General features: G+C 72.1%; 21 protein-coding genes. 10 read left to right on the forward strand and 11 right to left on the reverse strand.

What is annotated here, in order from left to right:
* Positions 1-68 precede the first annotated feature (68 nt).
* Positions 69-332 (reverse strand): WhiB family transcriptional regulator, encoded by a 264-nt coding sequence (locus tag PS271_RS10175; RefSeq protein ID WP_004952403.1) that lies wholly within the window; start codon positions 330-332, stop codon positions 69-71.
* A gap of 695 nt (positions 333-1,027) precedes the next feature.
* Between PS271_RS10175 and PS271_RS10180 the strand changes: the two genes are divergently transcribed.
* From PS271_RS10180 to PS271_RS10190, 3 genes are read left to right on the forward strand one after another with little or no spacing between them, the layout of a single operon-like run.
* Positions 1,028-1,555, forward strand: coding sequence for a cysteine dioxygenase (locus PS271_RS10180; protein WP_398381634.1), 528 nt, complete (start codon positions 1,028-1,030; stop codon positions 1,553-1,555).
* Positions 1,556-1,568: 13 nt separating this feature from the next.
* The gene (gene cofD / locus PS271_RS10185) at positions 1,569-2,546 is read left to right on the forward strand and encodes a 2-phospho-L-lactate transferase (RefSeq protein WP_398381635.1); all 978 of its coding nucleotides are present in this window, start codon (positions 1,569-1,571) and stop codon (positions 2,544-2,546) included.
* On the forward strand, positions 2,543-3,877 hold the full coding sequence (locus PS271_RS10190; protein ID WP_398381636.1) for a coenzyme F420-0:L-glutamate ligase: 1,335 nt from the start codon (positions 2,543-2,545) through the stop codon (positions 3,875-3,877). The genes cofD and PS271_RS10190 overlap by 4 nt, the downstream gene beginning before the upstream one ends.
* A 262-nt stretch (positions 3,878-4,139) precedes the next feature.
* Here PS271_RS10190 and PS271_RS10195 read toward each other — a convergent pair whose 3' ends face one another.
* From PS271_RS10195 to PS271_RS10205, 3 genes are all read right to left on the reverse strand, one after another.
* Positions 4,140-5,042 (reverse strand): DNA-3-methyladenine glycosylase family protein, encoded by a 903-nt coding sequence (locus PS271_RS10195; RefSeq protein WP_398381637.1) that lies wholly within the window; start codon positions 5,040-5,042, stop codon positions 4,140-4,142.
* 49 nt (positions 5,043-5,091) lie between these two features.
* Entirely contained in the window at positions 5,092-6,192 is a 1,101-nt protein-coding gene (manB, locus tag PS271_RS10200; protein WP_398381638.1) for a mannose-1-phosphate guanylyltransferase, read from the reverse strand.
* An 81-nt stretch (positions 6,193-6,273) separates the two neighbouring features.
* A complete protein-coding gene (locus PS271_RS10205; protein WP_398381639.1) occupies positions 6,274-7,740 on the reverse strand; it encodes a peptidoglycan recognition protein family protein in 1,467 nt (488 codons plus the stop codon).
* Between the two features lie 139 nt (positions 7,741-7,879).
* Here PS271_RS10205 and PS271_RS10210 point away from each other — a divergent pair, with 139 nt between their 5' ends.
* The 4 genes from PS271_RS10210 (at position 7,880) to PS271_RS10225 (ending at position 14,373) form a co-directional block, all read left to right on the forward strand.
* On the forward strand, positions 7,880-8,632 hold the full coding sequence (locus tag PS271_RS10210) for a TIGR03089 family protein (RefSeq protein ID WP_398381640.1): 753 nt from the start codon (positions 7,880-7,882) through the stop codon (positions 8,630-8,632).
* Between the two features lie 176 nt (positions 8,633-8,808).
* Positions 8,809-10,302 (forward strand): LCP family protein, encoded by a 1,494-nt coding sequence (locus PS271_RS10215; RefSeq protein ID WP_398381641.1) that lies wholly within the window; start codon positions 8,809-8,811, stop codon positions 10,300-10,302.
* Positions 10,303-10,531: 229 nt separating this feature from the next.
* Complete coding sequence (locus tag PS271_RS10220) at positions 10,532-12,388, forward strand: LCP family protein (protein WP_398381642.1); 1,857 nt, start codon at positions 10,532-10,534, stop codon at positions 12,386-12,388.
* Positions 12,389-12,540: 152 nt separating this feature from the next.
* Positions 12,541-14,373 (forward strand): LCP family protein, encoded by a 1,833-nt coding sequence (locus PS271_RS10225; RefSeq protein ID WP_398381643.1) that lies wholly within the window; start codon positions 12,541-12,543, stop codon positions 14,371-14,373.
* 66 nt (positions 14,374-14,439) lie between these two features.
* On the opposite strand, the gene PS271_RS10230 is transcribed toward PS271_RS10225, so the two are convergent.
* On the reverse strand, positions 14,440-15,456 hold the full coding sequence (locus PS271_RS10230; RefSeq protein ID WP_398381644.1) for a glycosyltransferase family 2 protein: 1,017 nt from the start codon (positions 15,454-15,456) through the stop codon (positions 14,440-14,442).
* Positions 15,457-15,724: 268 nt separating this feature from the next.
* Between PS271_RS10230 and PS271_RS10235 the strand changes: the two genes are divergently transcribed.
* Complete coding sequence (locus tag PS271_RS10235; RefSeq protein WP_398381645.1) at positions 15,725-17,242, forward strand: LCP family protein; 1,518 nt, start codon at positions 15,725-15,727, stop codon at positions 17,240-17,242.
* 40 nt (positions 17,243-17,282) lie between these two features.
* Here the strand turns inward: PS271_RS10235 and PS271_RS10240 are convergent, their stop codons facing one another.
* Positions 17,283-17,828, reverse strand: a complete 546-nt coding sequence (locus tag PS271_RS10240; protein WP_356288925.1) for an acyl-CoA thioesterase — start codon at positions 17,826-17,828, stop codon at positions 17,283-17,285.
* A gap of 118 nt (positions 17,829-17,946) precedes the next feature.
* On the opposite strand from PS271_RS10240, the gene PS271_RS10245 reads away from it, so the two are divergent.
* Positions 17,947-19,275, forward strand: coding sequence for an LCP family protein (locus PS271_RS10245; protein ID WP_398381646.1), 1,329 nt, complete (start codon positions 17,947-17,949; stop codon positions 19,273-19,275).
* A gap of 43 nt (positions 19,276-19,318) precedes the next feature.
* Here PS271_RS10245 and PS271_RS10250 read toward each other — a convergent pair whose 3' ends face one another.
* Both PS271_RS10250 and PS271_RS10255 read right to left on the reverse strand, forming a co-directional pair.
* The gene (locus PS271_RS10250; protein WP_398381647.1) at positions 19,319-20,119 is read right to left on the reverse strand and encodes a VOC family protein; all 801 of its coding nucleotides are present in this window, start codon (positions 20,117-20,119) and stop codon (positions 19,319-19,321) included.
* Between the two features lie 148 nt (positions 20,120-20,267).
* Positions 20,268-21,428: an acyl-CoA dehydrogenase gene (locus tag PS271_RS10255; protein WP_120759547.1), complete on the reverse strand. Its 1,161-nt coding sequence runs from the start codon at positions 21,426-21,428 to the stop codon at positions 20,268-20,270.
* A 193-nt stretch (positions 21,429-21,621) separates the two neighbouring features.
* Between PS271_RS10255 and PS271_RS10260 the strand changes: the two genes are divergently transcribed.
* The gene (locus PS271_RS10260) at positions 21,622-22,962 is read left to right on the forward strand and encodes a UDP-glucose dehydrogenase family protein (RefSeq protein WP_398381648.1); all 1,341 of its coding nucleotides are present in this window, start codon (positions 21,622-21,624) and stop codon (positions 22,960-22,962) included.
* A 45-nt stretch (positions 22,963-23,007) separates the two neighbouring features.
* On the opposite strand, the gene PS271_RS10265 is transcribed toward PS271_RS10260, so the two are convergent.
* The 3 genes from PS271_RS10265 to PS271_RS10275 are packed head-to-tail and all read right to left on the reverse strand — an operon-like array spanning position 23,008 to position 25,984.
* Positions 23,008-24,213: a dipeptidase gene (locus PS271_RS10265; protein WP_398381649.1), complete on the reverse strand. Its 1,206-nt coding sequence runs from the start codon at positions 24,211-24,213 to the stop codon at positions 23,008-23,010.
* A gap of 41 nt (positions 24,214-24,254) precedes the next feature.
* Positions 24,255-24,794 carry a 5-(carboxyamino)imidazole ribonucleotide mutase gene (purE, locus tag PS271_RS10270; RefSeq protein WP_398381650.1) on the reverse strand — a complete coding sequence of 180 codons (540 nt, stop codon included), beginning with the start codon at positions 24,792-24,794 and terminating at the stop codon, positions 24,255-24,257.
* Positions 24,791-25,984 (reverse strand): 5-(carboxyamino)imidazole ribonucleotide synthase, encoded by a 1,194-nt coding sequence (locus PS271_RS10275; RefSeq protein WP_398381651.1) that lies wholly within the window; start codon positions 25,982-25,984, stop codon positions 24,791-24,793. The genes purE and PS271_RS10275 overlap by 4 nt, the downstream gene beginning before the upstream one ends.
* Positions 25,985-26,012 lie beyond the last annotated feature (28 nt).

Below are 26,012 nucleotides of genomic sequence, written 5' to 3' on the forward strand. Positions count from 1 at the left end.
CAATAGAGGTGATTGTCCGACCTGTATGCTCTATGGGCTCGCAGTCCCCACGCAGGCCTATCGGAAGCTCAGACCGCCGCCTTCTTGAGACGGCGCCGCTCGCGCTCGGACAGGCCGCCCCAGATGCCGAAGCGCTCGTCATTGGCAAGGGCATATTCAAGGCATTCCGAGCGGACTTCGCAGGCGAGGCAGACCTTCTTCGCCTCCCGCGTGGATCCGCCCTTCTCGGGGAAGAAGGACTCGGGATCGGTCTGAGCGCACAGCGCGCGCTCTTGCCAGCCGAGCTCCTCGTCCGCCTCCTCGACCAGCAGTTGCTGAAACAGCTCGGTCATGTGCGCCCCTCGTCTGTCATTTACGTCCCCGCGTCGCCGCCTTCATCAACTACGGCAGAACGACACGGGTGAAATTACAAGTGTGCCGATCCGGGCCAGTCAAGCCGAGATCTGCTATTGGGCCCCTTATTCACTCTGCGGAACCAAAGCCAAGCAGAAAGTGTCCAAAAGATTACAAGTCCGGACAGACCCCTCTGCGCCACTTCCATCGGGCCACGGCCACCCCGTTCCCCCCGTAAGGAGAGGACGTCACGCGCGGCAATCCCGTTGCACCGTCCGGCCGAACGATGTTTGCGGCCCGGTCGGAGCGCCACCTGTCCATGGTCACACCCCCGCAAACCTTGGAGCACCCACAGTTACCGGATGAGGTGAAACATTGCCCCCAAATGGGACATGCGGTTGACACAACGTGTCCGGGCCCGTCACCGTGGTGGGCATGCCAGTGAACGCCGCCCTCAGCCTGACCCGTAGCTACGGGTCCCGCTGCGCCGTGCAGGCTCGCTGTCGCTGTTCCAGCTGTTGATGCCGTCGACGCCTCAGAGCTCCGGCTGAACCTCTCCGCGCCCCGCGCGGCCACATCCCGGCCGTCCGCGGTGCGCCCACGCTGCACCGCGCCCTTGCGCCACCCCCAGCTCCGGGCGCCCACGCTCCGCCCGTCACGCGCTCCCCTCACTCCCGCCGAGGAACCTCCGCACATGAACAGCGACGTCCAGATCGCCGGCGACCCGCTCGCCATCCCCCACCTCATGCCGCCCGCGCCCGCCCACCCGCGCACCGTCGCCGAGTTCGCCGGGCTCGCCCGCTCCGTCGCCGCCGACCGCGCCTCCTGGGCCCACCTCGTCCAGTACGACGCCACCAGCCGCTGGTACCACCGCCTCCGCGTCGGCCCCGGCTACGAGGTGTGGCTCCTGAGCTGGGTGCCCGGACAGGGCAGCGGGGCCCACGACCACGGCCCCTCCTCCGGGGTGCTGACCGTCCTCGAGGGTGAGCTGACCGAGATCACCGGAAGCGCCGCGACGTCCGGCGGCGCGCGTCGGGTGCTGCGCGCCGGAGCGCAGCGCGTCTTCGCGCCCGGATACGCTCATGAGATCGTCAACGACTCCCTCGCGCCGGCGGTCAGTCTGCACGTGTACTCGCCGGGGCTCACTGAGATGCCCATGCGGGCCGGGGGCTTGAGGGCTGCGGTGTCGGTGACCCCCGTCAGGGGTGTCGTACCCAGCTGACAGACTGTCGCCTATGCCTACGCAGCGCATCGTCGTTCTGGCCGGTGGAATCGGGGGCGCCCGCTTCCTCCGCGGCCTCAAGTCAGCAGTCCCCGACGCCGACATCACCGTCATCGGCAACACCGGCGACGACATCCACCTCTTCGGCCTCAAGGTCTGCCCCGACCTCGACACCGTCATGTACACCCTCGGCGGCGGCATCCACGAGGAGCAGGGCTGGGGCCGGGCCGGTGAGACCTTCGCCGTCAAGGAAGAGCTCGCGGCGTACGGCGTCGGGCCCGAGTGGTTCGGGCTCGGCGACCGCGACTTCGCCACGCACATCGTCCGCACGCAGATGCTCGGCGCCGGGTATCCGCTGAGCGCCGTGACCGAGGCGCTGTGCGAGCGGTGGCAGCCCGGGGTGCGGCTGCTTCCCATGAGTGACGACCGGGTCGAGACGCACGTTCTGATCGACGATCCCGACGCCGGGGCTCCCTCGCGCAAGGCCGTGCACTTCCAGGAGTACTGGGTGCGGCTGCGGGCCGGCGTGCCCGCGCACGCGATCATCCCCGTAGGCGCCGAGCAGGCCAAGCCCGCGCCCGGCGTCCTGGAGGCGATCGCCGCCGCCGACGTCATCCTCTTCCCGCCGTCCAACCCCGTCGTCAGCATCGGCACCGTGCTCGCCGTGCCCGGGATCCGCGAGGCCGTCGCCGGCGCCTCCGCGCCCGTCGTCGGCCTCTCCCCCATCGTCGGGGACGCGCCCGTGCGCGGCATGGCCGACAAGGTGCTCGCCGCCGTCGGCGTGGAGTCCACCGCCGCGGCCGTCGCCGGGCACTACGGCTCCGGGTTGCTCGACGGCTGGCTGGTCGACACCGTCGACGCCGGCGCCGTCGAGAAGGTCGAGGCCGCGGGCATCCGGTGCCGGGCCGTGCCGCTGATGATGACGGACACCGAGGCCACGGCCGCCATGGCCGCGGAGGCGCTGGCGCTGGCCGAGGAGGTGCGGGCGTGAGCCCGGCGGCGGCCGGGGGTGAGTCCCCCGAGTACCGGGTCTGGGCCGTGCCCGGCATTCCCGAGGTGCAGGCCGGTGACGACCTCGTCAAGATCCTCGCCACGGCCGTCACGGGCGAGGGCCTGCCCGGCCTCGCCGACGGCGACGTCCTCCTCGTCACCTCGAAGATCGTCAGCAAGGCGGAAGGCCGGATCGTCCGGGCCGACGACCGCGAGGCGGCCATAGACGCCGAGACCGTACGGGTCGTCGCACGGCGCGGCACCCTGCGCATCGTCGAGAACCGGCAGGGCCTGGTGATGGCCGCTGCCGGCGTCGACGCGTCCAACACCGCCGCCGGGACGGTGCTGCTGCTGCCCGAGGACCCCGATGCGTCCGCCCGCGCGCTGCGGGAAGGGCTGCGGGAGGCGCTCGGTGTCGAGGTGGGCGTCGTGGTGACCGATACGTCCGGGCGGCCCTGGCGCAGCGGGCTCACCGACATCGCCATCGGCGCGGCCGGGGTGCGGGTGCTGGACGACCTGCGGGGCGGTGTCGACGCGCACGGCAATCCGCTGAACGTGACCGTCGTCGCCACGGCGGACGAGCTTGCCGCTGCCGGGGACCTTGTGAAGGGGAAGGTCTCCGGGCTGCCCGTTGCTGTGGTGCGCGGGTTGCCTCACGTAGTGGGTGAGGACGGCTCCGGGGCGCGTGCGCTGGTGCGGTCCGCCGCCGACGACATGTTCCGGCTCGGGACCTCCGAGGCCGTACGGGAAGCCGTGACCTTGAGGCGCACCGTGCGCGAGTTCACCGACGAGCCCGTTGACGGTGCCGCCGTGCGGCGGGCCGTCGCCGCTGCCATTACCGCGCCTGCCCCGCATCACACGACGCCCTGGCGGTTCGTGCTGCTGGAGTCCGCGGAGGCGCGGGTGCGGCTGCTCGACGCGATGCGGGAGGCGTGGATCGCCGACCTGCGGGGGGACGGGTTCAGCGAGGAGAGCATCGCCAAGCGGGTCCGGCGGGGGGATGTGCTGCGGAACGCGCCCTATCTGGTGGTGCCCTGTCTGGTGATGGACGGGTCCCACACGTACCGGGACGCGCGGCGGAACGCTTCCGAGCGGGAGATGTTCGTCGTCGCGGCGGGCGCGGCCGTGCAGAACTTTCTCGTGGCGCTGGCCGGGGAGCGGCTCGGGTCGGCGTGGATCTCTTCGACGATGTTCTGCCGCGATGTGGTGCGGGAGGTGCTGGCGCTGCCGGAGGGGTGGGATCCGATGGGGGCGGTGGCGGTGGGGCACGCGGCGGCTCCGCCGCGGGAACGGCCGGCTCGGGTCGCGTCCTCGTTCATCTCGGTGCGGTAGTTCGTTTCGGGGCGCGGTCGTCGTTCGGGGCGCGGTCGTCGTTCGGGGCCGGGTGCCGGCGGCTCCGGGGCAGGGTCCCTGGACCGTATATTTACGGCGCCCCTCGCCCCTGCGTGTCCTTGCCCCGCACTTGGCGCCACAAATACACGTCAGCGTCCAGGGACCCTGCCCCTGCGCCCCCGGCCCCCTCCCGCCGTCGTCAGCCCCAGCGCTCTCCTCGCAGGGCGCTGCTGCGTCGGCGGCCTCCCCGCCGTCCGCCCTGTCAGAGCGCCCTGATGTCGTTCACCTCGAAGCGTGGCGCCCTGCGGGGTGGTCTCACGCTGGTGAGGAGGATCAGGCGGCACGCCCTGTGGCGCTGGCCCTCGTACGGGGTGAGGAGTTCCAGCATGGCCTCGTCGTCCGTGCCTCTGGCGCCCGTCAGGGCGTAGCCGATCACCTTGGGGAGGTGGAGGTCGCCCACCGTGACGGCGTCCGGTGAGCCGTTGCTGCGCTGGAGCGTCTCAGCCGCCGTCCACGGACCGATGCCCGGGACCGCTTGCAGGCGTCTCGATGCTTGCGCGTCGTCCATGGCGGCCGCCTCCTCCAGACGTGCCGCCACCCGGGCCGCCCGGACGATCGTCGCCGCCCGTTTGCCGTCCACGCCCGCCTTGTGCCAGTCCCAGGACGGGATCATCGCCCAGGTACGCGCACTGGGCATCACGCGCATCCGGGCGGCCGGGCCCGGTGCCGGTTCGCCGTGCTGGTGGAGGAGGAGGCGCCAGGCCCGGTACGCCTCGTCGGCCGTGACCTTCTGTTCCAGGACCGAGGGGATCAGCGATTCCAGGACCAGGCCCGTACGGGTCAGCCTGAGGCCCTGGTGGCGGCGGTGCGCCTCGTGGACCAGGCGGTGGCGGGGCGTGAAGGCGTCCGGGTCGTCGCCGGCGCCCAGGAGGGCCGGGAGCGTCTCCAGGAGCCACTCCGCGCCGGGGCCCCACGCCTCCGCGTGGACGCGGCCCCGCCCGCTGGTCAGGTGGAGCGTGCCGGGGCCCTCCGGCGTACGGCTGGCCCGCCAGACGGAGCCGTCCGGATCCACGCGGTAGGCGGGGTCGCCCGGACCGCGCGCGAGGACGCCCAAGGTGCGCCCCATGTCGTACGGGGCCGGTGGGGTCCATGTGCGGGTCGCCATCAGGCCAGGGTACGTCCGGCGACCCGCCCGGTTAGGGCCGCTTCGTCCCTTACTGGTCCGACGAGAACCTGATCGTTCCCGCCGGGATCCGCGCCTCGCACCAGATGCGGGCTCCCGCCCGCAGCTCGTTGTCCGCCCCGACGTGCGCCCGGTCGCCGATCACCGCGCCGTCCAGCACCGTGCGCGCCCCGATGCGCGCGCCCGCGCCCACCAGCGAGTCGCGGATCTGCGCGCCCGCCTCGACGACCGCGCCGTCGAGGACCGTCGAGCCGTCCACGAGGGCGCCCGGCTCCACGCGCGCGCCCGCGCCGACGACCGTGCCGCCCGTCAGCTTGGCGTCCGGCGCGACGTCGGCCGTGTCCAGGACCAGGCGGTCGCCGCAGCGGCCGGGGACCGCCGGCGACGGGGCCCGGCCCAGGACCAGGTCGGCCGAGCCGCGGACGAAGGCCTGCGGCGTGCCGAGGTCCAGCCAGTACGTCGAGTCGACCATGCCCTGCAGGTGCGCCCCCGCCGCCAGCAGGCCGGGGAACGTCTCGCGCTCGACCGAGACCGGGCGGTCCGCGGGGATGCTGTCGATCACCGAGCGGTTGAAGACGTACGCGCCCGCGTTGATCTGGTCGGTGACGATCTCCTCGGGCGTCTGGGGCTTCTCCAGGAACGCTGTCACCCTGCCCGTCCCGTCGGTGGGGACCAGGCCGAACGCCCGGGGGTCCGCCACCCGCGTGAGGTGCAGGGAGACGTCCGCGTCCGCGGTGCGGTGCGTGCGCACCAGGGCCTCGATGTCCAGGCCCGTGAGGATGTCCCCGTTGAAGATCAGGACGGGGTCGTCCGGCCCGGAGTGCAGCCGGGAGGCGACGTTGCGGATGGCGCCGCCGGTGCCGAGCGGCTCCTCCTCGGTGACGTATTCGAGGTGGAGGCCGAGGGCGGAGCCGTCGCCGAAGTACGGCTCGAAGACCTCCGCCAGGTAGGACGTGGCGAGCACGATGTGCTCCACGCCCGCCGCGCGGGCCCGCGCCAGCTGGTGTGTCAGGAAGGGGACGCCCGCCGCCGGCACCATCGGTTTGGGCGTGTTCACCGTGAGCGGACGCAGCCGGGTTCCCTTGCCGCCGACCAGGAGGATCGCTTCTGGCGAAGAAGACGTCTTAGTCAAGGATTCGTCTCTGCTTCCTGCTGGGGCCGGGCCGTGATCGGCGGCCAGTGTATGCAGACCGGAGGGTTCCGCCGCGCCCGGTCAGCGTCCCTGGAGGCGGGCCGCGACGGAGCGGGCGCCGCCGAGCCTGCTGTAGAGGCGGTCGCCGGGGCACTCCGTGGAGAAGCCGTCGCGGTGCCCGGAGATCGCCTTGAGCCGGACTTTGGTGCCCTTCTTGTACAGATTCCCGCCTCCGGACACCAGGCTCGCCGTGCCGGCGGGGTTGGCGCCGAACAGCCCGAGCTTCCATGCGGTGAGGTCCGCCACCGCGTCGACCGCCGCCGTGGACGGGTTGGTGGTTCCGTACGTTCCGAGAACGGCGATGCCCATGCTGTTGCTGTTGAAACCGAGCGTGTGCGCACCCTTGACGGGCCTGGCCACGCCGCCGGCGCGGCCCTCGTAGATGGTGCCGCACTTGTCGATGAGGAAGTTGTAGCCGAGGTCCCGCCAGCCGCTGCTCACAACGTGGTAGCGGTAGATACCGCGGATGACGGACGCGGACTGGGAGCAGGAGTAGCGGTTGCCGGAGGCCGTGTGGTGGACGAAGGCCGCGCGGACGGCTCCGGTGTAGACGAAGCCGGATTCGCGCAGCGATTCGTCGGCGCCCCAGCCGGCGCGGGTGACGATGCGGGGGCGCGGGCCGACGTAGCGGCCGCCGTCGGAGGAGCCGGGGCGGTCGGGGCGGTCGGGGGTGTCCGTGTCGTAGTCGTCGAGCGGATAGCCGCCCTCCTCGTCGTCGGTCTCCAGCTCGCCCGGGCCGGGGGTCTGCTGGTCGCCCGGCCCGGTGTACTCGACGTCGCCCTCGGAGGCCGGTTTGGCGAGGGCGGGGATCTCGGTGGAGCCGAGGGGGGCGAGCGGGACGTTGGCGGCCGAGGCGGCGAGCTCGTTCTCGCTGGGGACGGGCGGTGCCGCGGAGCGGGCGCGGTCCGCGCCGGGGTCGACCAGTTCGAGGCGCATCCCGGAGGGCAGGGTGCCGCCGGGGGTGCGTCCGCTCGCGCCGTCGGGGCGCACGCGCACCTGGATGGCGTCGGAGGCGCCGACCCACAGGGGGGCGGTGGAGCCGCGCAGCCGCCCGGCGCGGGCCTCGGTGGAGTCGGTGTCGGGCCGGTCGTCGTCGTGGGTGACGACCTCCTGCCAGTCCGCCCAGTCCCTGCTGCCGATGGGGCGGGTGCGCACCTGGGCGTGGCCGCGCAGCTCGGTGCCGGCGTCGTCCCAGACGATGCCGACCAGCGAGAACGGCTTGACCTCCAGCTGGGGCAGGCCCTGTTCCGCGGAGGTGGGCTCGGGGCCGGACGAGCGCTTCTTGCTGTGGCTCGCGGTGTGGCCGCCGCCGTGGTGCGCGCCGCGGAGCGGGACGAGCGGCAGCGACTGGGTGCTGCCGGGCACGGAGCGCGCGGTGACGTCCGGGTCGTGGGTGGACGACGTGGCGGCCGAGGGACCGGCGAGGAAGGGCAGGGTGAGGGCGGCGGCGCAGGCGGTCACGGTCGAGGAGGCAAGGATTCCACGCATAACGAAAATCTTGGACATAAGCCTATAAATCTGTCCATTCGTCAAGTGGGGGCGGGGCTGCGCCGCGTGCGCGTACCCACCCCTTCGGCGTCGTCCGTCCGGCTGACCGGCCGCCGTGCCGCCGCGTACGCTGACGCGGATGAACGCCACCGATCGCACCCCCGCCGACCTGCTGCGATCCGCGCTCTCCGCGGATCCGGCCCGCCCGCTCGTGACCTTCTACGACGACGCCACCGGCGAGCGCGTGGAATTGTCCGTGGCCACCTTCGCCAATTGGGTGGCGAAGACCGCCAATCTGCTCCAGGGCGAGCTCGCCGCCGAGCCCGGCGACCGGGTCGCCCTGCTGCTGCCCGCCCACTGGCAGACGGCCGTCTGGCTGCTGGCCTGTTCCTCCGCCGGGGTGCTGGCCGACGTCGGCGGCGACCCGGCCGCCGCGGACCTCGTCGTCAGCGGGCCGGACACGCTGGAGGAGGCGCGCAGGTGCCCGGGCGAGCGCGTGGCGCTGGCCCTGCGCCCCCTGGGCGGCCGGTTCCCCCAGCCGCCCGCGGGCTTCGCCGACTACGCCGTCGAGGTGCCGAGCCAGGGCGACCGCTTCGCCCCGTACGCCCCCGTCGACCCGGACGCCCCCGCGCTCGCCGTCGGCGGGCTGGAGCTGACGGGCGCCGAGCTGGTGGAGCGGGCGCGCACGGACGCCCTCCAGCACGGGCTCGGCACGGACTCCCGGATGCTGTCCGGCCTGCCCTACGACACCTGGGACGGGCTGTCCGCCGGGCTGTTCGCGCCGCTGGCCGCGGGCGGGTCGGTGGTGCTGTGCCGCCACCTCGACCGGCTCTCCGGCGGCGGCCTGGAAAAGCGCCGGGAGAGTGAGCGCGTCACCGTGACGGCCCCCTGACGGCCCTCTGGCGCTGCCGCGCCGCCGCATCCGGGCGATGATCGGCCGTACGGACCGCGAGACCCGTACGGCCACCGGCCTGCGAGCCGCGCGACCCGTACCGCCACGGGCGTACGGCCTTCCCCGGCCGTACGGCCGTCCGTACGGATTCCCCCCAGGAGGGACGCAGCGCAGCCGTGACCCACAGCCCAGGAAGGCCCGGCCCCCCGGCTTCCCCGTCCTGCTCCGCCTTCTTCGAGGAGCCGGACGAGCAGCCGCCCGTGCCCCGGCGGCGCCGCCGCTGGCTGCGCTGGCTGGCCCTGGGCACGGCGCTGACGGTGCTGGCCGTGGTGGCGCTGGGCTGGTTCCTCTACGAGCAGCTGAACAGCAACATCACCACGGACACGGCGACGGCGGACGAGCTGCGGCGCTGGGAGAAGGAGCGCCCCGTAGCCCTGGTGAAGGGCGCCCAGAACATCCTGATCATCGGCTCCGACACGCGCAGCGGCACGGGCAACGGCCAGTACGGCGGGGACAAGGGCAGCCAGCGCTCGGACACCACGATCCTGCTGCACCTCGCCGCCGACCGGAAGAGCTCGACGGCCGTCAGCCTGCCGCGCGACCTGATGTCGATGATCCCGCGCTGCCGGCGGCCGGACGGCACGGAGACGAACGAGCGCTTCGCGCAGTTCAACTGGGCGTACGAGCAGGCGGGCGCGGCGTGCACGATCCGTACCGTCGAGAAGATCAGCGGCATCCGCATCGACCACCACGTGATCCTGGACTTCAACGGGTTCAAGCGGCTGGTGGACGCGGTCGACGGGGTCGAGCTGTGTCTGAAGCAGCCGGTCGACGACCAGGAGGCGCGACTGAAACTGCCCGCCGGCCGGCAGACCCTGCACGGCGAGCAGGCCCTGGGCTACGTACGGGCGCGCTACAGCCTCGGCGGCGGCAGCGACACCGAGCGGATGGGGCGGCAGCAGCAGTTCCTGGGCGCCCTGTTCAAGGAGATGAAGAGCGACGGGGTGCTGCTCAACCCCACCCGGCTCTACCCGGTGCTGGACGCGGCCACGTCCTCGCTCACCACGGACTCCGGGCTCGACTCGCTGCGGAAGATGTACGACCTGGTGCGCACCGTGCGGACCGTCCCGAGCGACCGGGCGCAGTTCCTGACGGTGCCGCGCCGCCCGTACCCGTACAACCCCAACCGGGACGAACTGGTGCAGCCGGACGCCGACCAGCTCTTCAAGCAACTGCGCGAGGACCGGCCGGTGTCGGTGAACGGGAACGTCCGGGCGGCGGAGAACAAGCCGGGGGACACCAAGCCCGGCGGCGGGCGGCCGGGGGCCGGCAAGCCCGGGGCCGAGGAGGGACCTGACGGCACGGAGGGTCCTGCGGGGCAGGGGAGCCAGGAGGGGCCCGGCAGCCCGCAGGGGCCCACGGGAAGCGGAAGCACGGGGGGAACAGGAGGGTCGGCGTGGATGCCGGGGGCCGGGGGGACAGCAGGTCCGGCAGCGCCGGGCGTTCCCCGCGAGCCGCGCGGGTCAGGTGGGCAGAACGGTACGGCCGTGCCTCCTGGTAGTAATTTCTCGGCAAATGCGAGCGCACCGGCCTCCTCCGCCGGTTCGCCCCGGCCGACCACTCCCCCCACGTACGACGGGACCACGGCCGCACGCGGCATCTGTGGATGAATCGCTCAAACCGCACGAACAGATTTCCCGGTTCGCGCGAAGGGATTGAGCAGATTGCCCAGTTGTAGGGGAGTGGAATTTGTCACCGGCGTCGCTTGACGCTGAACTGGGCGGATAGTGTGAGCGATCCGGTGCGCACGGCCGGGCTGACCGCGCACTGCACAGACGACGTGACCGAGCGCCTCGGGGGGTAGGCGCCGCGTGGCACCGACGGAGGATTCAAGCGACCGTGGACGCGCAAGGCCGTGGGCGGGCGGGCGGTATCGACCCCGCCGACCAGTGGGTCTACGACCCCAAAACCGGCAGCTACGAGCTGCGTCTCGACCATGCCGACGGGGCGGAGCCGGCCCCGGGGCCGGGCTCATCCCCTTCGGCGATCACCGGACCCGGCAGCTCCGCCAGTTCCTTCGTGCCGTCCTCGAAGGCCTCTTCCGGCACGGCCGCACGCTCCAAGACGGCGCCCGGCGGGCGCCGGGAGGTGCCGGGGCCCCGCGCCACCGGCCGCCGGGGCTCGCCCGCGGCCAAGCCGGGGGCCGCGGCGGACGGCAAGGCCGGGGCCAAGGCCGGGAGCAGGGCGGCGGCCGCCAAGGCCGCCGTCGCGACGGGCCGGCGCAAGCCCAAGCCGAAGAAGTCCACGAAGAAGAAGGTCCTGCTGTGGACCGGCGGCACGCTCGCCTTCGTCCTCGTCGGCGGCTCGCTGGGCGCGTATCTGCTCTACGAGCACTTCAACAACAACCTCAACAAGGTTGACGTCGGCATCAACAATGGCGCCGTCACCAAGGGCCCCGTCAACATCCTGGTCATCGGCACCGACAAGCGTGACGGCGACGGCAACAAGGGCTACGGCGACGAGGGCAGCGTCGGCCACGCCGACACCACGCTCCTCTTCCACGTCTCCGAGGACCGGTCGAACGCCACCGCGCTCTCCATCCCGCGCGACATGATCACCGACATCCCGGAGTGCACCACCAAGAAGGACGGGACGACCAAGAGCATTCCCGGCTCGAAGGGCGTCCGCTTCAACGAGAGCCTGGGCCAGGAGGAGCGCGACCCCGGCTGCACCTGGCGGACCGTCGAGCAGCTCACGGGCCTGAAGGTCACTCATTTCATGATGGCCGACTTCAACGCCGTCAAGAAGATGTCGTCCGCGGTCGGCGGCGTCGAGGTGTGCCTGGCCAAGGACATCAACGACCCCAAGTCGCACCTCAAGCTCAGCAAGGGCCGGCACAAGATCGAGGGCGAGGACGCGCTCGCGTTCGTCCGCACCCGGCACAGCGTCGGCTTCGAGAGCGACCTGGACCGCATCAAGCTCCAGCAGCAGTTCCTGAGCTCGATGATCCGCGAGATGAAGTCGGACGACACCTTCACCAACCCCAAGAAGCTCTACAACCTGGGTGACGCGGCGACGAAGTCACTGACCGTCGACTCCGGCATAGGGTCCGTCAGCGACCTGACCAGGCTGGCGAAGGACCTCAGCCGGGTCAACCTCAAGAACATCACCTTCGCGACCGTCCCCGTCGTCGACAACCCCGCCGAGGGCAAGAACCACAAGACCGTCGTCCTCGACAAGCCGAAGGCCGAGCCGCTGTTCGCGATGGTCCGTCAGGACGTCTCCCTCACCGAGGTGAAGGAGAAGGAGAAGAAGGAGCAGGAGCAGGCCGACGCCAAGCAGGCCGCCCTGCTCCAGGGCCCGCGCTCGGCGCCCGCGGCCGTCCGGGTCAAGGTGCTCAACGGCAGCGGCCGGATGGGCGCGGCCCAGGAGGCCGTCAGCTGGATGCAGAACAGCAAGGGCGTCGTCCGCAGCAGCAACGGCGGCAACGCCCCCGGCGGCAAGAAGGTCGACAAGACGGTCCTGGAGTTCGCGCCGGCCCAGGCCGACCAGGCGCGCCGCCTCGCCGACGTGATGGGCCTGTCCGCCGACGCGCTCAAGCAGAGCTCCGCCACCACCGCCCCGGCCGAGATGACCCTCACGCTGGGCTCGGACTTCAAGGCGGCGGGCACCCCGGTCCACGTCGAGGCGCCCGCAAAGGCGCCGGAGGACATCCAAAGGGTCGAAGCGGACGACAAGAACATCTGCGCCAAGTGAACCCAGGTACCGTCCAGATGCATCTCACTATCGGACGGCCGGCCTGTTGAACCGCAGGCCGGCCCTGCCGCGCGCGCCGGTCGGCGCGCGCCGATAGACGAGAGACCACACGCCTGCCCATCGGGCCGGACGCACCACCTAGGGGAGACCTGATGCGGCAGAACAGTGTGCGGGGGCCGCGGGCGCGCAAGAGCGTGCCGGGGGCACGCGAGAAGGACGGCACCGGCGCACCTGCCTCCGACGGGGCCGACCCGTCGGAGGAGGCGGGGAGAGAAGAGACCGGGGACGCCGGGAGTGCCGGGAAGGGCGCGCAGGCCGGCAAAGGCGGGAAGCCCGGCAAGGACGAGAAGCCGGGCGAAGAAGCCGCCGGGGCCAGGCCTCCGCTCGGGCGGCGGGCCCGCGCCGCCCGAATAGCCCGCTGGGCCGCGCTCTGCCTCGCGGTCCTCGTCCTCGGCACCTCCGCCGCGGGCTACCTCTACTACCAGCACCTCAACGGCAACCTGAAGAAGGACGCGCTCAACCTCGGCGACAAGCGGCTCGACCGCAGCGCCGCCAACGCCGCGGGTCAGCGCCCGCTGAACATCCTGCTCCTCGGCTCCGACAGCCGTAACTCGCCGGAGAACGTCGCCCTCGGCGGCGCCCGCGAGGACGCCGACCGCAAGCCGCTCGCCGACGTGCAGATGCTCGTCCACGTCTCGGCCGACCGCAGCAACATGTCGGTCATCAGCGTCCCGCGCGACACCCGGGTCACGATCCCCAAGTGCACCGACCCCGCGGACGGAACGGTCTACAAGGAGACGAACCGGCAGATCATCAACACCAGCCTGATGAACGGCGGCCCCGGCTGCACCGTCGCCGCCTGGGAAGAGCTCACCGGCGTCCCCATCGACCACTTCATGATGATCGACTTCTCGGGTGTGGTGAGCATGGCCGACGCCGTCGGCGGCGTCCCGGTCTGCGTGGACAACAACGTCTACGACAAGCTGTCCGGGCTGCGCCTGGAGAAGGGCACCCACAACGTCAAGGGCGAGCAGGCCCTGCAGTGGCTGCGCACGCGCCACGGCTTCGAGGACGGCAGCGACATCGGCCGCACCCACGCCCAGCACATGTACATGAACGCGATGGTCCGCCAGCTCAAGGCCGGCACCAAGCTCAGCGACCCGGACAAGCTCACCGACCTCGCCGAGGCCGCCACCAAGGCGCTCACCGTCGACAAGGACCTCGGCTCGGTCAAGAAGCTCTACGACCTCGCCGACGACATCAAGCGCGTGCCGTCCGGCCGGATCACCATGACCACCATGCCGTGGGTGTCCGACCCGTGGGACCCGGACGCGCACGTCATCCCCAAGCCGGGCGACGCGGAGCAGCTGTTCTCGCTCGTCCGCCGGGACATCGCGCTCGACGGCAAGGACCCGAAGAAGAACGACAAGGGCGCAGGTCCCTCCGCGCCGGCCTCGCCCAAGGGCTCCATCGCGGTGACGGTCTTCAACGGCACCGGCACCGCCACCCAGCCCGTCGTCACCGGCCGGGGAGCCGACATCGCCGCGGCGCTCGTCGAGCAGGGCTTCACCAAGGCCACCTCGGACTCGACGCCGCGCGCCCAGGCCGACACGACGCTCAGCTACGCGAAGACGTCCCAGCGCGCCGACGCCGAAGCGCTGGCCAAGGCCCTCGGGCTGCCGGAGCGGGCGGTGCGGATGTCCACCGCGGTCGACGGGCTGACGCTGGTGATCGGCGGGGACTGGCGCAAGGGGACCACGTACCCGAAGGCCGAGGACACCGCCGCGTCGGACGGCAAGGGCGCGAAGGACGGCAAGGGCACGAAGGCCGGGAAGCCCAGCGGCGACAAGGCTCAGGGCGAGGACGGCCCCAAGGACGACAAGCCGAAGAAGGAGGCCGACGACAAGGCCCCCGAGAGCTCGGACCCGCTCAACGGCAACGACACCTCCGCCTGCATGAAGGTGAACTCGCTGAATCGTTTCTGAGCCGCATCGCTGCTGGATGCGCGTGAAGGGCCGGACGGGTGCGTCCGGCCCTTCGGCGGAGCGTGGTCAGGCGGAGCGCACCGGCTCCCGGCGGCTGGCGATGACCTTCTTCGCCAGCGACCGCGGGCTGGTCAGGAAGCCGAACCCCCACGACATGTGCATCGTGGCCAGCGCGACCGGGATCTGCGCCCGCGCCTTCAGCGGCAGGCCCTTGCCCGCGGGCACCGAACCGGCGGTGATCGCCGCCAGGTAGCCGGCCGGCACGACCAGGCCCCACGGGGTGACCGCGGCGCCCACCACGACGCCCGCGGCGATGGCCACGACGGCGGTCGGCGCGGCGAGGTAGCGCAGGTTGATCGAGCCCTGGTGGTAGCGGGCCACGACGTGGCGCCAGCGGCCGTAGTTCTTGTACTGCTTGGCCAGCGCCCTCACGCTCGGCCGCGGCCGGTAGGAGACCTTCAGCTCCGGCGAGAACCAGATCAGCCCGCCCGCCTCACGGATCCGGAAGTTCAGCTCCCAGTCCTGGGCGCGGATGAACTCCTCGTTGTAGCCGCCCTGCTGCTCCAGCGCCTCGCGCCGGAAGACGCCCAGATACACGGTTTCGGCCGGGGCGGCGGCGCCACCGGTGTGGAACGCGGCGTTGCCGACGCCGATCTTCGAGGTCATCGCCGCGGCGACGGCCTGCTCCCAGGCGTTCTCCCCCTCGGCGTGCATGATGCCGCCGACGTTCTGCGCACCCGTCTCTTCGAGCAGGCGCACGGCCGTCGCGATGTAGTTCGGCGACAGCATGCCGTGACCGTCCACGCGCACCACGATCGAGTGGCGGGACGCCTTGATCGCGGCATTGAGGGCGGCGGGCGTCCGGCCGGTGGGGTTCGGCACCGTATGGACCCGCGGGTCTTCGCGCACGAGCTCGGCGGCGATCTCGTCCGTACGGTCCGTCGACGGGCCGAGGGCGATCACCACCTCCAGCTCGCCGGCATAGTCCTGCTCCAGGATGTGCCGCACTGACGTGCGCAGATGCCGCTCCTCATTGAGCACCGGCATGATCACGGAAACGGCGGGCGGCTGCTGTTCGGACATGGTTCCTCGGGGATACGGGGTCCCCCCGGACGGATGGGGGAAGCCGACGGAGTCGTCCGTCACGTTACCGCTAATGGCGGAACGGACGCTCCCGCCCGGGTGGCAGCGGGCCTCCGGACGGCGTGGACACGCGGACTGCTGATCGTATTGACCTACGTTTGCCCTCCCTGTTCCGGCTTGTCCGGCCCGTCCGGCCGGTCCGGCCCGGGCGCCGGTTCCGGCCGCCTGCCCGTCCTGCCCGCCCCGTCGTCCGCCGTGGAGGCCCGCCATGACCGCACCGGACCCGAGCACCTCCCCCGGCCGGGCCCGCCACGGCGCGCCCCGCCGGCCGCGCTGGGGGCTGCGCCTCGCCGTGTGCGGCGCGACGGTCGTCCTGGCGGCGAGCGGCCTCGGGCACGTGGTGGTGACGGGCATCGACCACCGCATCGACCGGGTGGACCCCTTCCGCGGCCTGTCGAACCGGCCTCCCGTCGCGGCCAGCAAGGGCATGAACATCCTGCTCGTGGGCACCGACGCCCGGGACCGGATCGACCCCGCGGAGCGGGAGCGCTACCACCTGGGCGGTGCGGCCTGCCACTGCACGGACACGGTGATGCTGCTGCACCTGTCCGCCGCCCGCGACCGGGTCTCCGTGATCAGCCTGCCGCGCGACAGCTACGCCGAGATCCCCGCGCACGTCGACCGGGCGGGCCGGCCGCGCCCCGCCCACCCGCAGAAGCTGAACGCCGCCTACGCCGAGGGCGGGCCCGGGCTCACCGTACGGACCGTGGAGCAGCTCACCGGCGTGCACATGGATCACTACCTGGAGGTCGACTTCACGAGCTTCATGAAGACCGTGGACGTGGTGGGCGGCGTGCAGGTGTGCTCGGCGCGGCCGCTGAAGGACCCGTACAGCGGGCTCGACCTGCCGCCCGGCACGAGCACCCTCAACGGCGGGCAGGCCCTCCAGTACGTCCGCTCCCGCCACCTCGACGGGGCCTCCGACCTGGGCCGGATGCAGCGGCAGCAGCGCTTCCTGGCCGCGCTGCTGCACACGGCGACGGACGGCGGGGCGCTGCTGAACCCCGTGAAGTTCCAGCAGCTCGCCGCGACGCTGCTGGACTCCGTACGGGCGGACCGGGGCTTCGACGGGGAAACGCTGATCGGGCTCGGCCGGGCGATGAAGAACCTCTCGCCGGCGTCGGCGGAGTTCGTGTCGGTGCCGGTGATCTCCGCGAACCATCCCGTGCCGCGGGTCGGCTCGACGGTGAAGTGGGACGACGCCGCGGCCGGGCGGCTCTTCGAAGCCGTACGGGAGGACCTCCCGCTGTCGGCCCGGCCGCAGCGGCAGGCCCACGACGCGAAGCCGCCCGTACCGGGGCCCGCGCTCCCGGCCTCCCCCGCGCCGTCGCCGTTGCCGTCGCAGGCGGCGCCGGGGCAGATCCGCATCCAGGTCTACAACGGCTCCGGCCGGCGGGGCCTCGCGGGGGAGACGGACCGCGCGCTGCGGGCCATGGGCTTCGCCACGACCGGGCAGCCCGCGGACGCGCCGGGGCCGGCGGTGCGGCGCACGGTGATCCAGTACGACCCGCGCTGGGACCACGCGGTCCGGACGCTGGCGTCGGCCCTGCCGGACGCGGAGCTGCGGCCGGTGGCGGGGCAGGGCCCGCTGATGAAGGTGACGGTGGGGACGGACTTCAGGACCGTGAGCCCGGTGAGCCCCGGAGGCCCGGTGAAGCCGCAGGCCCCGCGCCCGGGGGCGGTGTCCGGGGACAAGGTGCTGTGCCCGGAGAGGAGCCTGGTGTGAGCGGGGCGTGACCGGCGGTGGGAGCGGGGCGTGAGCGGGGTCAGTCCTCGATGCCCTCGGCGGCCCGCGCGTCCCGCAGCTCCTTGATCGCCCGGCGGCGCGCCAGCCGGTGCGTGCGGCGGATCTGGGCCTCCTGGTAGCGGCGCCGGTCCTTCTCCGTCTCGGGGAGCACCGGCGGCACGGCCCGCGGCTTCCCGTTCTCGTCGACGGCCGCGAAGACGAGGTACGCACTGCCGACCTGGACCGCCGGCGTCGACTCGTTCCAGCGCTCGGCGAGCACCCGGACGCCGACCTCCATGGAGGACCGCCCGGTCCAGTTCACCTGGGCCTTCACATGGACGAGGTCGCCCACCCGGACCGGCTCCAGGAAGGCCATCTCGTCCATGGAGGCGGTGACCGCGGGGCCCCCGGAGTGCCGGCCGGCGACGGCGCCGGCGACGTCGTCCACCAGCTTCATGATCACGCCGCCGTGGACGGTGCCCAGCAGATTGGTGTCGCTGCCCGTCATGATGTGCGAGAGCGTCGTGCGGGCGGCGGAGGTCGGCTTGCCGGCTATCTGCTCCGGGCTCCGGTCCTGAATGGTCATGTCCACCACTGTATGCCGGGTGCGTGCGGCCTGGAGGATTGCATCAGGTCTGCAACAGGCACGCCCCGAACACGTAGCCGACCGGCCGGTCCGTTCGCCCAGGGGGCACACTTCCTGCATGAGCGATTGGCCCGGTGGGCGGAGCGAGGACCGTCGGCAGGCGCACGGGCGCGGCAGCGCGGGCGCGGAGCCCGAGGGTGCGCGCGCCATGCCGCACGTGCGGCGGCGTCCCGCGCCGCCGCAGCAGTACAGCCCGCCCCAGGGCTACGACGGGGCGCCGGTCGCCGGCGGTCACCGCGTCGTCGGCCAGGGCGGTCCCGGTGACGGCTACGGCCGCCACGACGGTGACGGATACAACACCGGACAGGTCTACGGCCGCGGCGCCCCGAACGGACCGGGCGGTCCGGGAGGCCCGGGCGGTCCCGGCACCGGCGGCCGCCCCCCGCGCACCACCCGCCCGAACTGGCGCAAGCGCATCACGGTCGGCCTGGTGACCTTCCTCGCCGTGCTGCTCGCGGTCTCGGTCGGCACGTACTTCTGGGCCGATTCGAAGCTCCGCACCGAGGTGGACCTGAGCAAGGTCAAGGAGCGGCCGGCGGGCGGCGAGGGCACGAACTACCTGATCGTCGGTTCCGACAGCCGCGAGGGCCTCTCGGACGAGGACAAGAAGGAACTGCACACGGGGTCGGCGGACGGCAAGCGCACCGACTCGATGATGATCCTGCACACGGGCGACAACGGCACCACGATGCTGAGCCTGCCGCGCGACTCGTGGGTCACCATCCCCGCCTTCACGGGCCAGAAGTCCGGCAAGCAGTTCCCGAAGTCCACCCACAAGCTCAACCAGGCGTACTCGGACGGCGGCCCGGAGCTGCTGGCGCAGACGATCGAGTTCAACACGGGCCTGCGCATCGACCACTACGCGGAGATCGGCTTCGGCGGCTTCCGCAACCTGGTCGACGCGCTGGGCGGCGTGGAGATGTGCCTGGACAAGCCGCTGAAGGACCGGGACTCGGGCGCGGACTTCAAGGCGGGCTGCCAGGAGCTGAACGGCGCCCAGTCGCTGGCGTTCGTCCGCCAGCGCCACCAGGAGGCCGACCAGGACCTGGGCCGCATGCGCAACCAGCAGAAGTTCCTGAACACGCTCGCGAAGCAGGCCGCCTCGCCCTCGACCGTCCTCAACCCCTTCCGCCTCTACCCGGTGATCGGCTCGGGCCTCGACACGCTCATCGTCGACAAGGACATGGGGCTGTTCGACCTGATGGACATGTTCTGGGCGATGAAGGGCGTCACGGGCGGCGACGGGCAGCAGATGACCGTGCCCATCGCCACCGCGAACCTGCCCACCCCGAGCGACGGCGTGGCCGTGAAGTGGGACATGGCCAAGGCCAATCAGCTCTTCGGGCAGCTGAAGAAGGACCAGAAGGTCACCGTCTCCGCCAAGTGACGCCCCGCCTGCGGCGGTCTCCTGTCGCGCCTGGCGCGTCCCGTCATTCGGGCTGCGTGGCGTTGATGACGGCGAACGTGCCGCCCTGCGGGTCCTGCACGACGGCCATGCGGCCCGCCATCATGTCGAACGGCGGCTTGAGGACGGTGCCGCCGGCGCGCACCACCGCGTCGACCGTGCTGTCGGTGTCGTCCACGGAGAAGTACGTCAGCCAGTGGGAGGGCGTCCCCTCGGGGATGCCCTCGATGCTGTCGAGCCCTTGCAGACCGCCGACCATGCGGCCGTCGACCTCCAGCGAGAAGTAGCCGGTGGCCCCTTCCATGGGGGCCGCCTTGATGCCGAGCGCCTTGGCGTAGAAGCCGGAGGCGGTGGCGGTGTCGCTGGTGTTGAGCTCGTTCCAGATCACGGCACCGGGCTCGTTGACGACCTGCGCGCCCGCGAAGTCGCGCGCCTGCCACAGCCCGAAGACGGCGCCCGTGGGGTCGGCGGCCACGGCCATCCGGCCGATGCTCATGACGTCCATGGCGGGCATCATCACCGTGCCGCCGTTGCTGACGATCCGGGACTGCGTGGCGTCCGCGTCGGCGGTCGCCAGATAGGTGGTCCACACGGGCGGCGGCATCGGATCGGGCTTGCTGCCGTCCGGGTTCATCGCCGCCATGATCCCGGCCACGGGCTTGCCGTTCAGCTCGCAGACCGCGTAGCCGCCGGTCTCCGGCGGTCCGACCTGCCCCTGCCAGCCGAAGAGGTCGCGGTAGAAGTCGAGCGCCGCCTGCTGGTCGGGAACCATGAGGTCCGTCCAGCAGGGGGTGCCGGGGGCGTACGGGCCGGTGACGTCGGGCATGGCGGAGCCTCCAGGCAGCGGGCGGTTACGGACGTCCTCCCGTACAGGATCGTCCGCGCCCGGCCGGCTCGCCAGCGGCGTGCAGCCGTACGGGGAGGGAAGGTGCCGGGCACCTCCCCTCCCCGTACGGACCGCGGGTTACCGCCTGCTACTTCGGCAGGTTGCGGGCCATGACGATCCGCTGGACCTGGTTCGTGCCCTCGTAGATCTGCGTGATCTTCGCGTCGCGCATCATCCGCTCCACCGGGTAGTCCCGCGTGTAGCCGTAGCCGCCGAGGAGCTGGACGGCGTCGGTGGTGACCTCCATGGCCACGTCCGAGGCGAAGCACTTGGCGGCGGCGCCCTGGAAGGTGAGGTCGGCGTCGCCGCGCTCGGACTTGGCGGCGGCCGCGTAGGTCAGCTGGCGGGCGGCCTCGATCTTCATCGCCATGTCGGCCAGCATGAACTGGACGCCCTGGAAGTCGCCGATCGGCTTGCCGAACTGCTTGCGCTCCTGGACGTAGCCCTTGGCGTAGTCGAGGGCGCCCTGGGCGACACCGAGTGCCTGGGCGGCGATGGTGATGCGGGTGTGGTCCAGGGTCTTCATCGCGGTGGCGAAGCCCGTGCCCTCCGCGCCGATCATGCGGTCGGCGGGGATGCGGACGTTGTCGAGGTAGACCTCGCGGGTCGGGGAGCCCTTGATGCCGAGCTTCTTCTCCGGGGCGCCGAAGGAGACGCCCTCGTCGCTCTTCTCGACGACGAAGGCCGAGATGCCCTTGGAGCGCTTCTCGGGGTCCGTCACGGCCATGACCGTGTAGTAGTCGGAGACGCCGGCGTTGGTGATCCAGCGCTTGACGCCGTTGAGCACCCAGAAGTCGCCGTCGCGCACGGCGCGGGTCTTCATGCCGGCCGCGTCCGAGCCGGCGTCGGGCTCGCTGAGGCAGTACGAGAACATCGCGTCGCCCTTGGCGAGCGGGCCCATGTACTTCTTCTTCAGCTCCTCGGAGCCGGAGAGGATCACCGGCAGCGAACCGAGCTTGTTCACGGCGGGGATCAGCGAGGACGACACGCAGACGCGGGCGACCTCCTCGATCACGATCACCGTGGCGAGGGCGTCGGCACCGGCGCCGCCGTACTCCTCGGGGACGTGCACCGCGTGCAGGTCGGTGGCGACGAGGGCGTCCAGGGCCTCCTGGGGGAAGCGGGCCTGCTCGTCCACGTCGGCGGCGTGCGGGGCGATCTTCTCCTCGGCAAGCTGGCGCACGACCTTGCGCAGCTCGTCGTGCTCCTCGGACGGCCGGTAGAGGTCGAAGTCCGTGTTTCCCGCCAAGGCGTACTCCCCTGAGAGTTAACTACCGTTTAGTAACCCAGATTCTAGGGGCGGCCCCGGGACACGGACTACGTGAGCTTGCCGACAGCGCCGCACGGCCCCTGCCGCTACGGCCCTCACCCCGCTCCTTCCCTGCTCGGGGCCCGACTATGCTCGGGCACCGCAGTCCCGCCCGTCAGCACATGGAGCACGCATGGCCCCCAGGATCACCGTGATCGGCACCGGCTACCTCGGCGCGACGCATGCCGCGGCCATGGCCGAGCTCGGCTTCGAGGTGCTGGGCCTCGACGTGGACCCCGGGAAGATCGAGACGCTCGGGCGCGGCAAGGTCCCGATGTACGAGCCGGGCCTGGAGGAGCTGCTCAAGAAGCACGTCGCCGGGCTGGACGGCTCGACCGGGCGGCTGCGCTTCACGACCTCCTGGGAGGAGGTCGGCGAGTTCGGCGACGTCCACTTCGTCTGCGTGAACACCCCGCAGAAGCACGGCGAGTACGCGTGCGACATGTCCTACGTCGACGCCGCCGTCACCTCCCTGGCCGCCGTGCTGCACCGGCCCGCGCTCGTCGTCGGCAAGTCCACCGTCCCGGTCGGCAGCGCCGCCCGGCTCGCCCGGCTGCTCACCGAGCTGGCCCCGGCCGGCGAGGAGGTCGAGCTGGCCTGGAACCCCGAGTTCCTGCGCGAGGGCTTCGCCGTCCAGGACACGCTGCACCCCGACCGCATCGTGGTCGGCGTCGCCGGCGAGCGGGGCGAGAAGCTGCTGCGCGAGGTGTACGCCGGGCCGATCGGGGAGGGCGCGCCGTTCGTCGTCGCCGACTACCCGACCGCCGAGCTGGTCAAGACCGCCGCGAACTCCTTCCTCGCCACGAAGATCTCCTTCATCAACGCCATGGCCGAGGTGTGCGAGGCCGCCGACGGCGACGTCGTGAAGCTGGCCGAGGCCATCGGCCACGACGACCGCATCGGCAAGAAGTTCCTGCGCGCCGGCGTCGGCTTCGGCGGCGGCTGCCTGCCCAAGGACATCCGCGCCTTCATGGCACGGGCCGGCGAGCTGGGCGCCGACCAGGCGCTGACCTTCCTCCGCGAGGTCGACTCCATCAACATGCGCCGCCGCGCGCACATGGTGGAGCTGGCGCGCGAGGCGGTCGGCGGCAGCTTCCTCGGACAGCGGGTCGCCGTCCTCGGTGCGACGTTCAAGCCGGACTCGGACGACGTCCGCGACTCCCCCGCGCTCAACGTCGCCGGGCAGATCCACCTCCAGGGCGGCCAGGTCACGGTCTACGACCCGAAGGGCATGGACAACGCGCGCCGTCTCTTCCCCACCCTCGCCTACGCGCCGAGCGCGCTGGAGGCGTGCCGGGGAGCGCGGGTCGTGCTGCACCTGACGGAGTGGGGCGAGTTCCGGGAGCTCGACCCGGAGGCGTTCGGCGCCGTCGTCGCCGAACGCCACCTCATCGACGGCCGCAACGCGCTCGACGCTGCCGCGTGGCGCGCGGCGGGGTGGACGTTCCGGGCGATGGGCCGGCCGCGGGCGTAACGGCTACCGGCGGTTGAAGGCGCCGACGCCTTCAACCGCAACGGCTCAGGCCGTCGTCGTGCCGTCCAGCGCGTCGATCGTGGCGATCGACGGGCCCCGTACCGCGGAGGCGTCCCGCGCCACGTCCTCCGCGGCGCGCAGCACCCGTACCGCGTTCTGCCACGTCAGCTTGGCCAGGTCCGCGTCGGACCAGCCGCGCCGGAGGAGCTCGGCGATGAGGTTGGGGTAGCCGGCGACGTCGGCGAGGTCGGCCGGGGTGAAGGCCGTGCCGTCGAAGTCGCCGCCGATGCCGATGTGATCGACTCCGGCGACCTCGCGCATGTGGTCGAGGTGGTCGGCGACCGTCGCCGCCGTGGCGAGCGGCCGCGGGTGCTCCGCCTCGAAGGCGCCGTGGAGCTCCATCGCCCGCCGCGAGGTGTCCAGGTGGTGCAGGCCGTGCGCGCGCAGGTTCTCGTCGGCGGCCTTCGTCCAGGCGACGGCCGCGGGCAGGATGAACTTGGGGACGAACGTGGCCATGGCCACGCCCCCGTTCGCGGCGAGCGCGCCGAGCACGTCGTCCGGCACGTTGCGCGGGTGGTCGCAGACGGCCCGCGCCGACGAGTGCGAGAAGATCACCGGCGCCTCGCTGACGCGCAGCGCGTCCCGCATCGTGTCGGCGGAGACGTGCGAGAGGTCGACGAGCATGCCGACGCGGTTCATCTCGCGCACGACCTCCTCGCCGAAGCGCGTCAGCCCGCCCACCGCGGGGACGTCCGTGGCGGAGTCGGCCCACGGGACGTTGTCGTTGTGGGTGAGGGTCATGTAGCGCACGCCGAGCCGGTGCAGCGCCCGCAGCGTGGCCAGGGAGCAGTTGATGCTGTGCCCGCCCTCGGCGCCCATCAGGGAGGCGATGCGCCCTTCGGCACGGGCCGCCTCCATGTCGTCGGCGGTGAAGGCGAGCCGCAGGTCGCCGGGGTAGCGGTCGGCGAGCTGCCGCACGACGTCGATCTGTTCGAGCGTGGCGCTGACGGCCTCGTCCCCGGCCAGATCCGTGGAGACGTACACCGACCAGAACTGGGCCCCGACCCCGCCCGCCCGCAGCCGCGGCAGGTCGGTGTGGAGCCCGGTGGCGCTCTGGTCCGCGGCGATGTCGCGCTGGTCGAGGTCGTAGCGGACCTGCTTGCGCAGCGCCCAGGGCAGGTCGTTGTGGCCGTCGACGACGGGGTGGGCGGCGAGGAGCTCGCGGGCGCGTTCCAGCAGCTGTTCCGTCATCGTCGCTCCCCGGCCCTCTCCCCCGGTGCTGTCCCCGGTGGTCACTTGCGGAATCCGAAGCCCGCGCCGCCCTGCACCTTCGCGCGCAGGCGCCGGCCCTTGTCGGTGGCCTGTTCGTTGAGCTCTTCCTGGAAGTGCTGCATGCGGGCGAGCAGGTCGCCGTCGTGCGCGGCGAGCATGCGGACGGCCAGCAGGCCGGCGTTGCGGGCGCCGGCGACGGAGACCGTGGCGACGGGCACGCCGGCGGGCATCTGGACGATGGACAGCAGGGAGTCCATGCCGTCCAGGTACTTCAGCGGCACGGGCACGCCGATGACCGGCAGGGGCGTGACGGAGGCCAGCATGCCGGGCAGGTGGGCGGCGCCGCCCGCGCCCGCGATGATCGCCTTGAGGCCGCGGCCGGCGGCCCGCTCCCCGTAGGCGACCATCTCGCGCGGCATCCGGTGCGCGGAGACGACGTCGACCTCGTAGGGGACCTCGAACTCGTCCAGGGCCTGGGCGGCGGCTTCCATGACGGGCCAGTCGGAGTCGGAGCCCATGACGATGCCGACGACGGGGCCGACGACGGGGGAGGCAGTCATTCCGTGATCGTTCCTCGCAGATATCCGGCGGCGTGGCTCGCGCGCTCGCGCACATCCGCCAGGTCGTCGCCGTAGGTGTTGACGTGTCCGACCTTGCGGCCGGGCTTGACGTCCTTTCCGTACATATGGATCTTCAGGCCCGGGTCGCGCGCCATGCAATGGAGGTACGCGGAATACATGTCGGGATAGTCGCCGCCGAGCACGTTGGCCATGACGGTCCACTTGGCGCGCGGGCGGGGGTCGCCGAGCGGCAGGTCGAGCACCGCGCGCACGTGGTTGGCGAACTGCGAGGTGACCGCGCCGTCCTGGGTCCAGTGGCCGGAGTTGTGCGGGCGCATCGCGAGCTCGTTGACGAGGATGCGGCCGTCGGCGGTCTCGAACAGCTCCACGGCGAGGTGCCCGACGACGCCGAGCTCCTTGGCGACCTTGAGCGCGAGCTGCTGCGCCTGCGCGGACAGCTCGGCGGAGAGGCCGGGCGCGGGGGCGATCACCGTGTCGCACACGCCGTCGACCTGGATGGACTCGACGACGGGGTACGAGACGGCCTGGCCGTGCGGGGAGCGGACGACGTTGGCCGCGAGCTCGCGGACGAAGGCGACCTTTTCCTCCGCGAGGACGGGGACGCCGGCACGGAAGGGCTCACTCGCCTCTTCCGCGCTGCGGACGATCCACACCCCCTTTCCGTCGTATCCGCCGCGCACCGTCTTCAGGACGACGGGGAAACCGTCGCCCTCGGCGGCGAAGCGCTCCACATCGGCGGGGTCCTCGACGAGGCGGTGCCGGGGGCACGGCACTCCGATCGCGTCGAGCCTCGCCCGCATCACGCCCTTGTCCTGGGCATGCACCAATGCGTCGGGCCCGGGGCGGACGGGGATGCCGTCCGCTTCCAGGGCCCGGAGGTGCTCGGTCGGAACGTGCTCGTGATCGAAGGTGATCACGTCACACCCTTGTGCGAAAGCACGAAGGGTTTCCAGGTCGCGGTAGTCGCCGATGACGACATCGCTGACCACCTGGGCCGCCGAGTCCTGCGGAGTATCGCTGAGCAGCTTGAACTTGATGCCGAGGGGGATGCCCGCCTCGTGGGTCATGCGGGCGAGCTGGCCGCCGCCGACCATGCCGACTACCGGGAACGTCACGCCCCCAGGGTATCCGTACGAGGGAACCACCCCGGACCGCGTTCGGAGGATCATCCGAAAAGACGGCGTCTGCCCCGATGGC

The organism is Streptomyces sp. SCA2-17 (genome assembly GCF_044336695.1).

Bases quoted from the DNA above. Each gene is read 5' to 3' on its own strand.
- PS271_RS10175 (WP_004952403.1), bottom strand. From the start codon at position 332: ATGACCGAGCTGTTTCAGCAACTGCTGGTCGAGGAGGCGGACGAGGAG.
- PS271_RS10180 (WP_398381634.1), top strand. From the start codon at position 1,028: ATGAACAGCGACGTCCAGATCGCCGGCGACCCGCTCGCCATCCCCCAC.
- cofD (WP_398381635.1), top strand. From the start codon at position 1,569: ATGCCTACGCAGCGCATCGTCGTTCTGGCCGGTGGAATCGGGGGCGCC.
- PS271_RS10195 (WP_398381637.1), bottom strand. From the start codon at position 5,042: ATGGCGACCCGCACATGGACCCCACCGGCCCCGTACGACATGGGGCGC.
- PS271_RS10205 (WP_398381639.1), bottom strand. From the start codon at position 7,740: ATGCGTGGAATCCTTGCCTCCTCGACCGTGACCGCCTGCGCCGCCGCC.
- PS271_RS10210 (WP_398381640.1), top strand. From the start codon at position 7,880: ATGAACGCCACCGATCGCACCCCCGCCGACCTGCTGCGATCCGCGCTC.
- PS271_RS10225 (WP_398381643.1), top strand. From the start codon at position 12,541: ATGCGGCAGAACAGTGTGCGGGGGCCGCGGGCGCGCAAGAGCGTGCCG.
- PS271_RS10230 (WP_398381644.1), bottom strand. From the start codon at position 15,456: ATGTCCGAACAGCAGCCGCCCGCCGTTTCCGTGATCATGCCGGTGCTC.
- PS271_RS10235 (WP_398381645.1), top strand. From the start codon at position 15,725: ATGACCGCACCGGACCCGAGCACCTCCCCCGGCCGGGCCCGCCACGGC.
- PS271_RS10240 (WP_356288925.1), bottom strand. From the start codon at position 17,828: ATGACCATTCAGGACCGGAGCCCGGAGCAGATAGCCGGCAAGCCGACC.
- PS271_RS10245 (WP_398381646.1), top strand. From the start codon at position 17,947: ATGAGCGATTGGCCCGGTGGGCGGAGCGAGGACCGTCGGCAGGCGCAC.
- PS271_RS10250 (WP_398381647.1), bottom strand. From the start codon at position 20,119: ATGCCCGACGTCACCGGCCCGTACGCCCCCGGCACCCCCTGCTGGACG.
- PS271_RS10260 (WP_398381648.1), top strand. From the start codon at position 21,622: ATGGCCCCCAGGATCACCGTGATCGGCACCGGCTACCTCGGCGCGACG.
- PS271_RS10265 (WP_398381649.1), bottom strand. From the start codon at position 24,213: ATGACGGAACAGCTGCTGGAACGCGCCCGCGAGCTCCTCGCCGCCCAC.
- purE (WP_398381650.1), bottom strand. From the start codon at position 24,794: ATGACTGCCTCCCCCGTCGTCGGCCCCGTCGTCGGCATCGTCATGGGC.
- PS271_RS10275 (WP_398381651.1), bottom strand. From the start codon at position 25,984: ATGATCCTCCGAACGCGGTCCGGGGTGGTTCCCTCGTACGGATACCCT.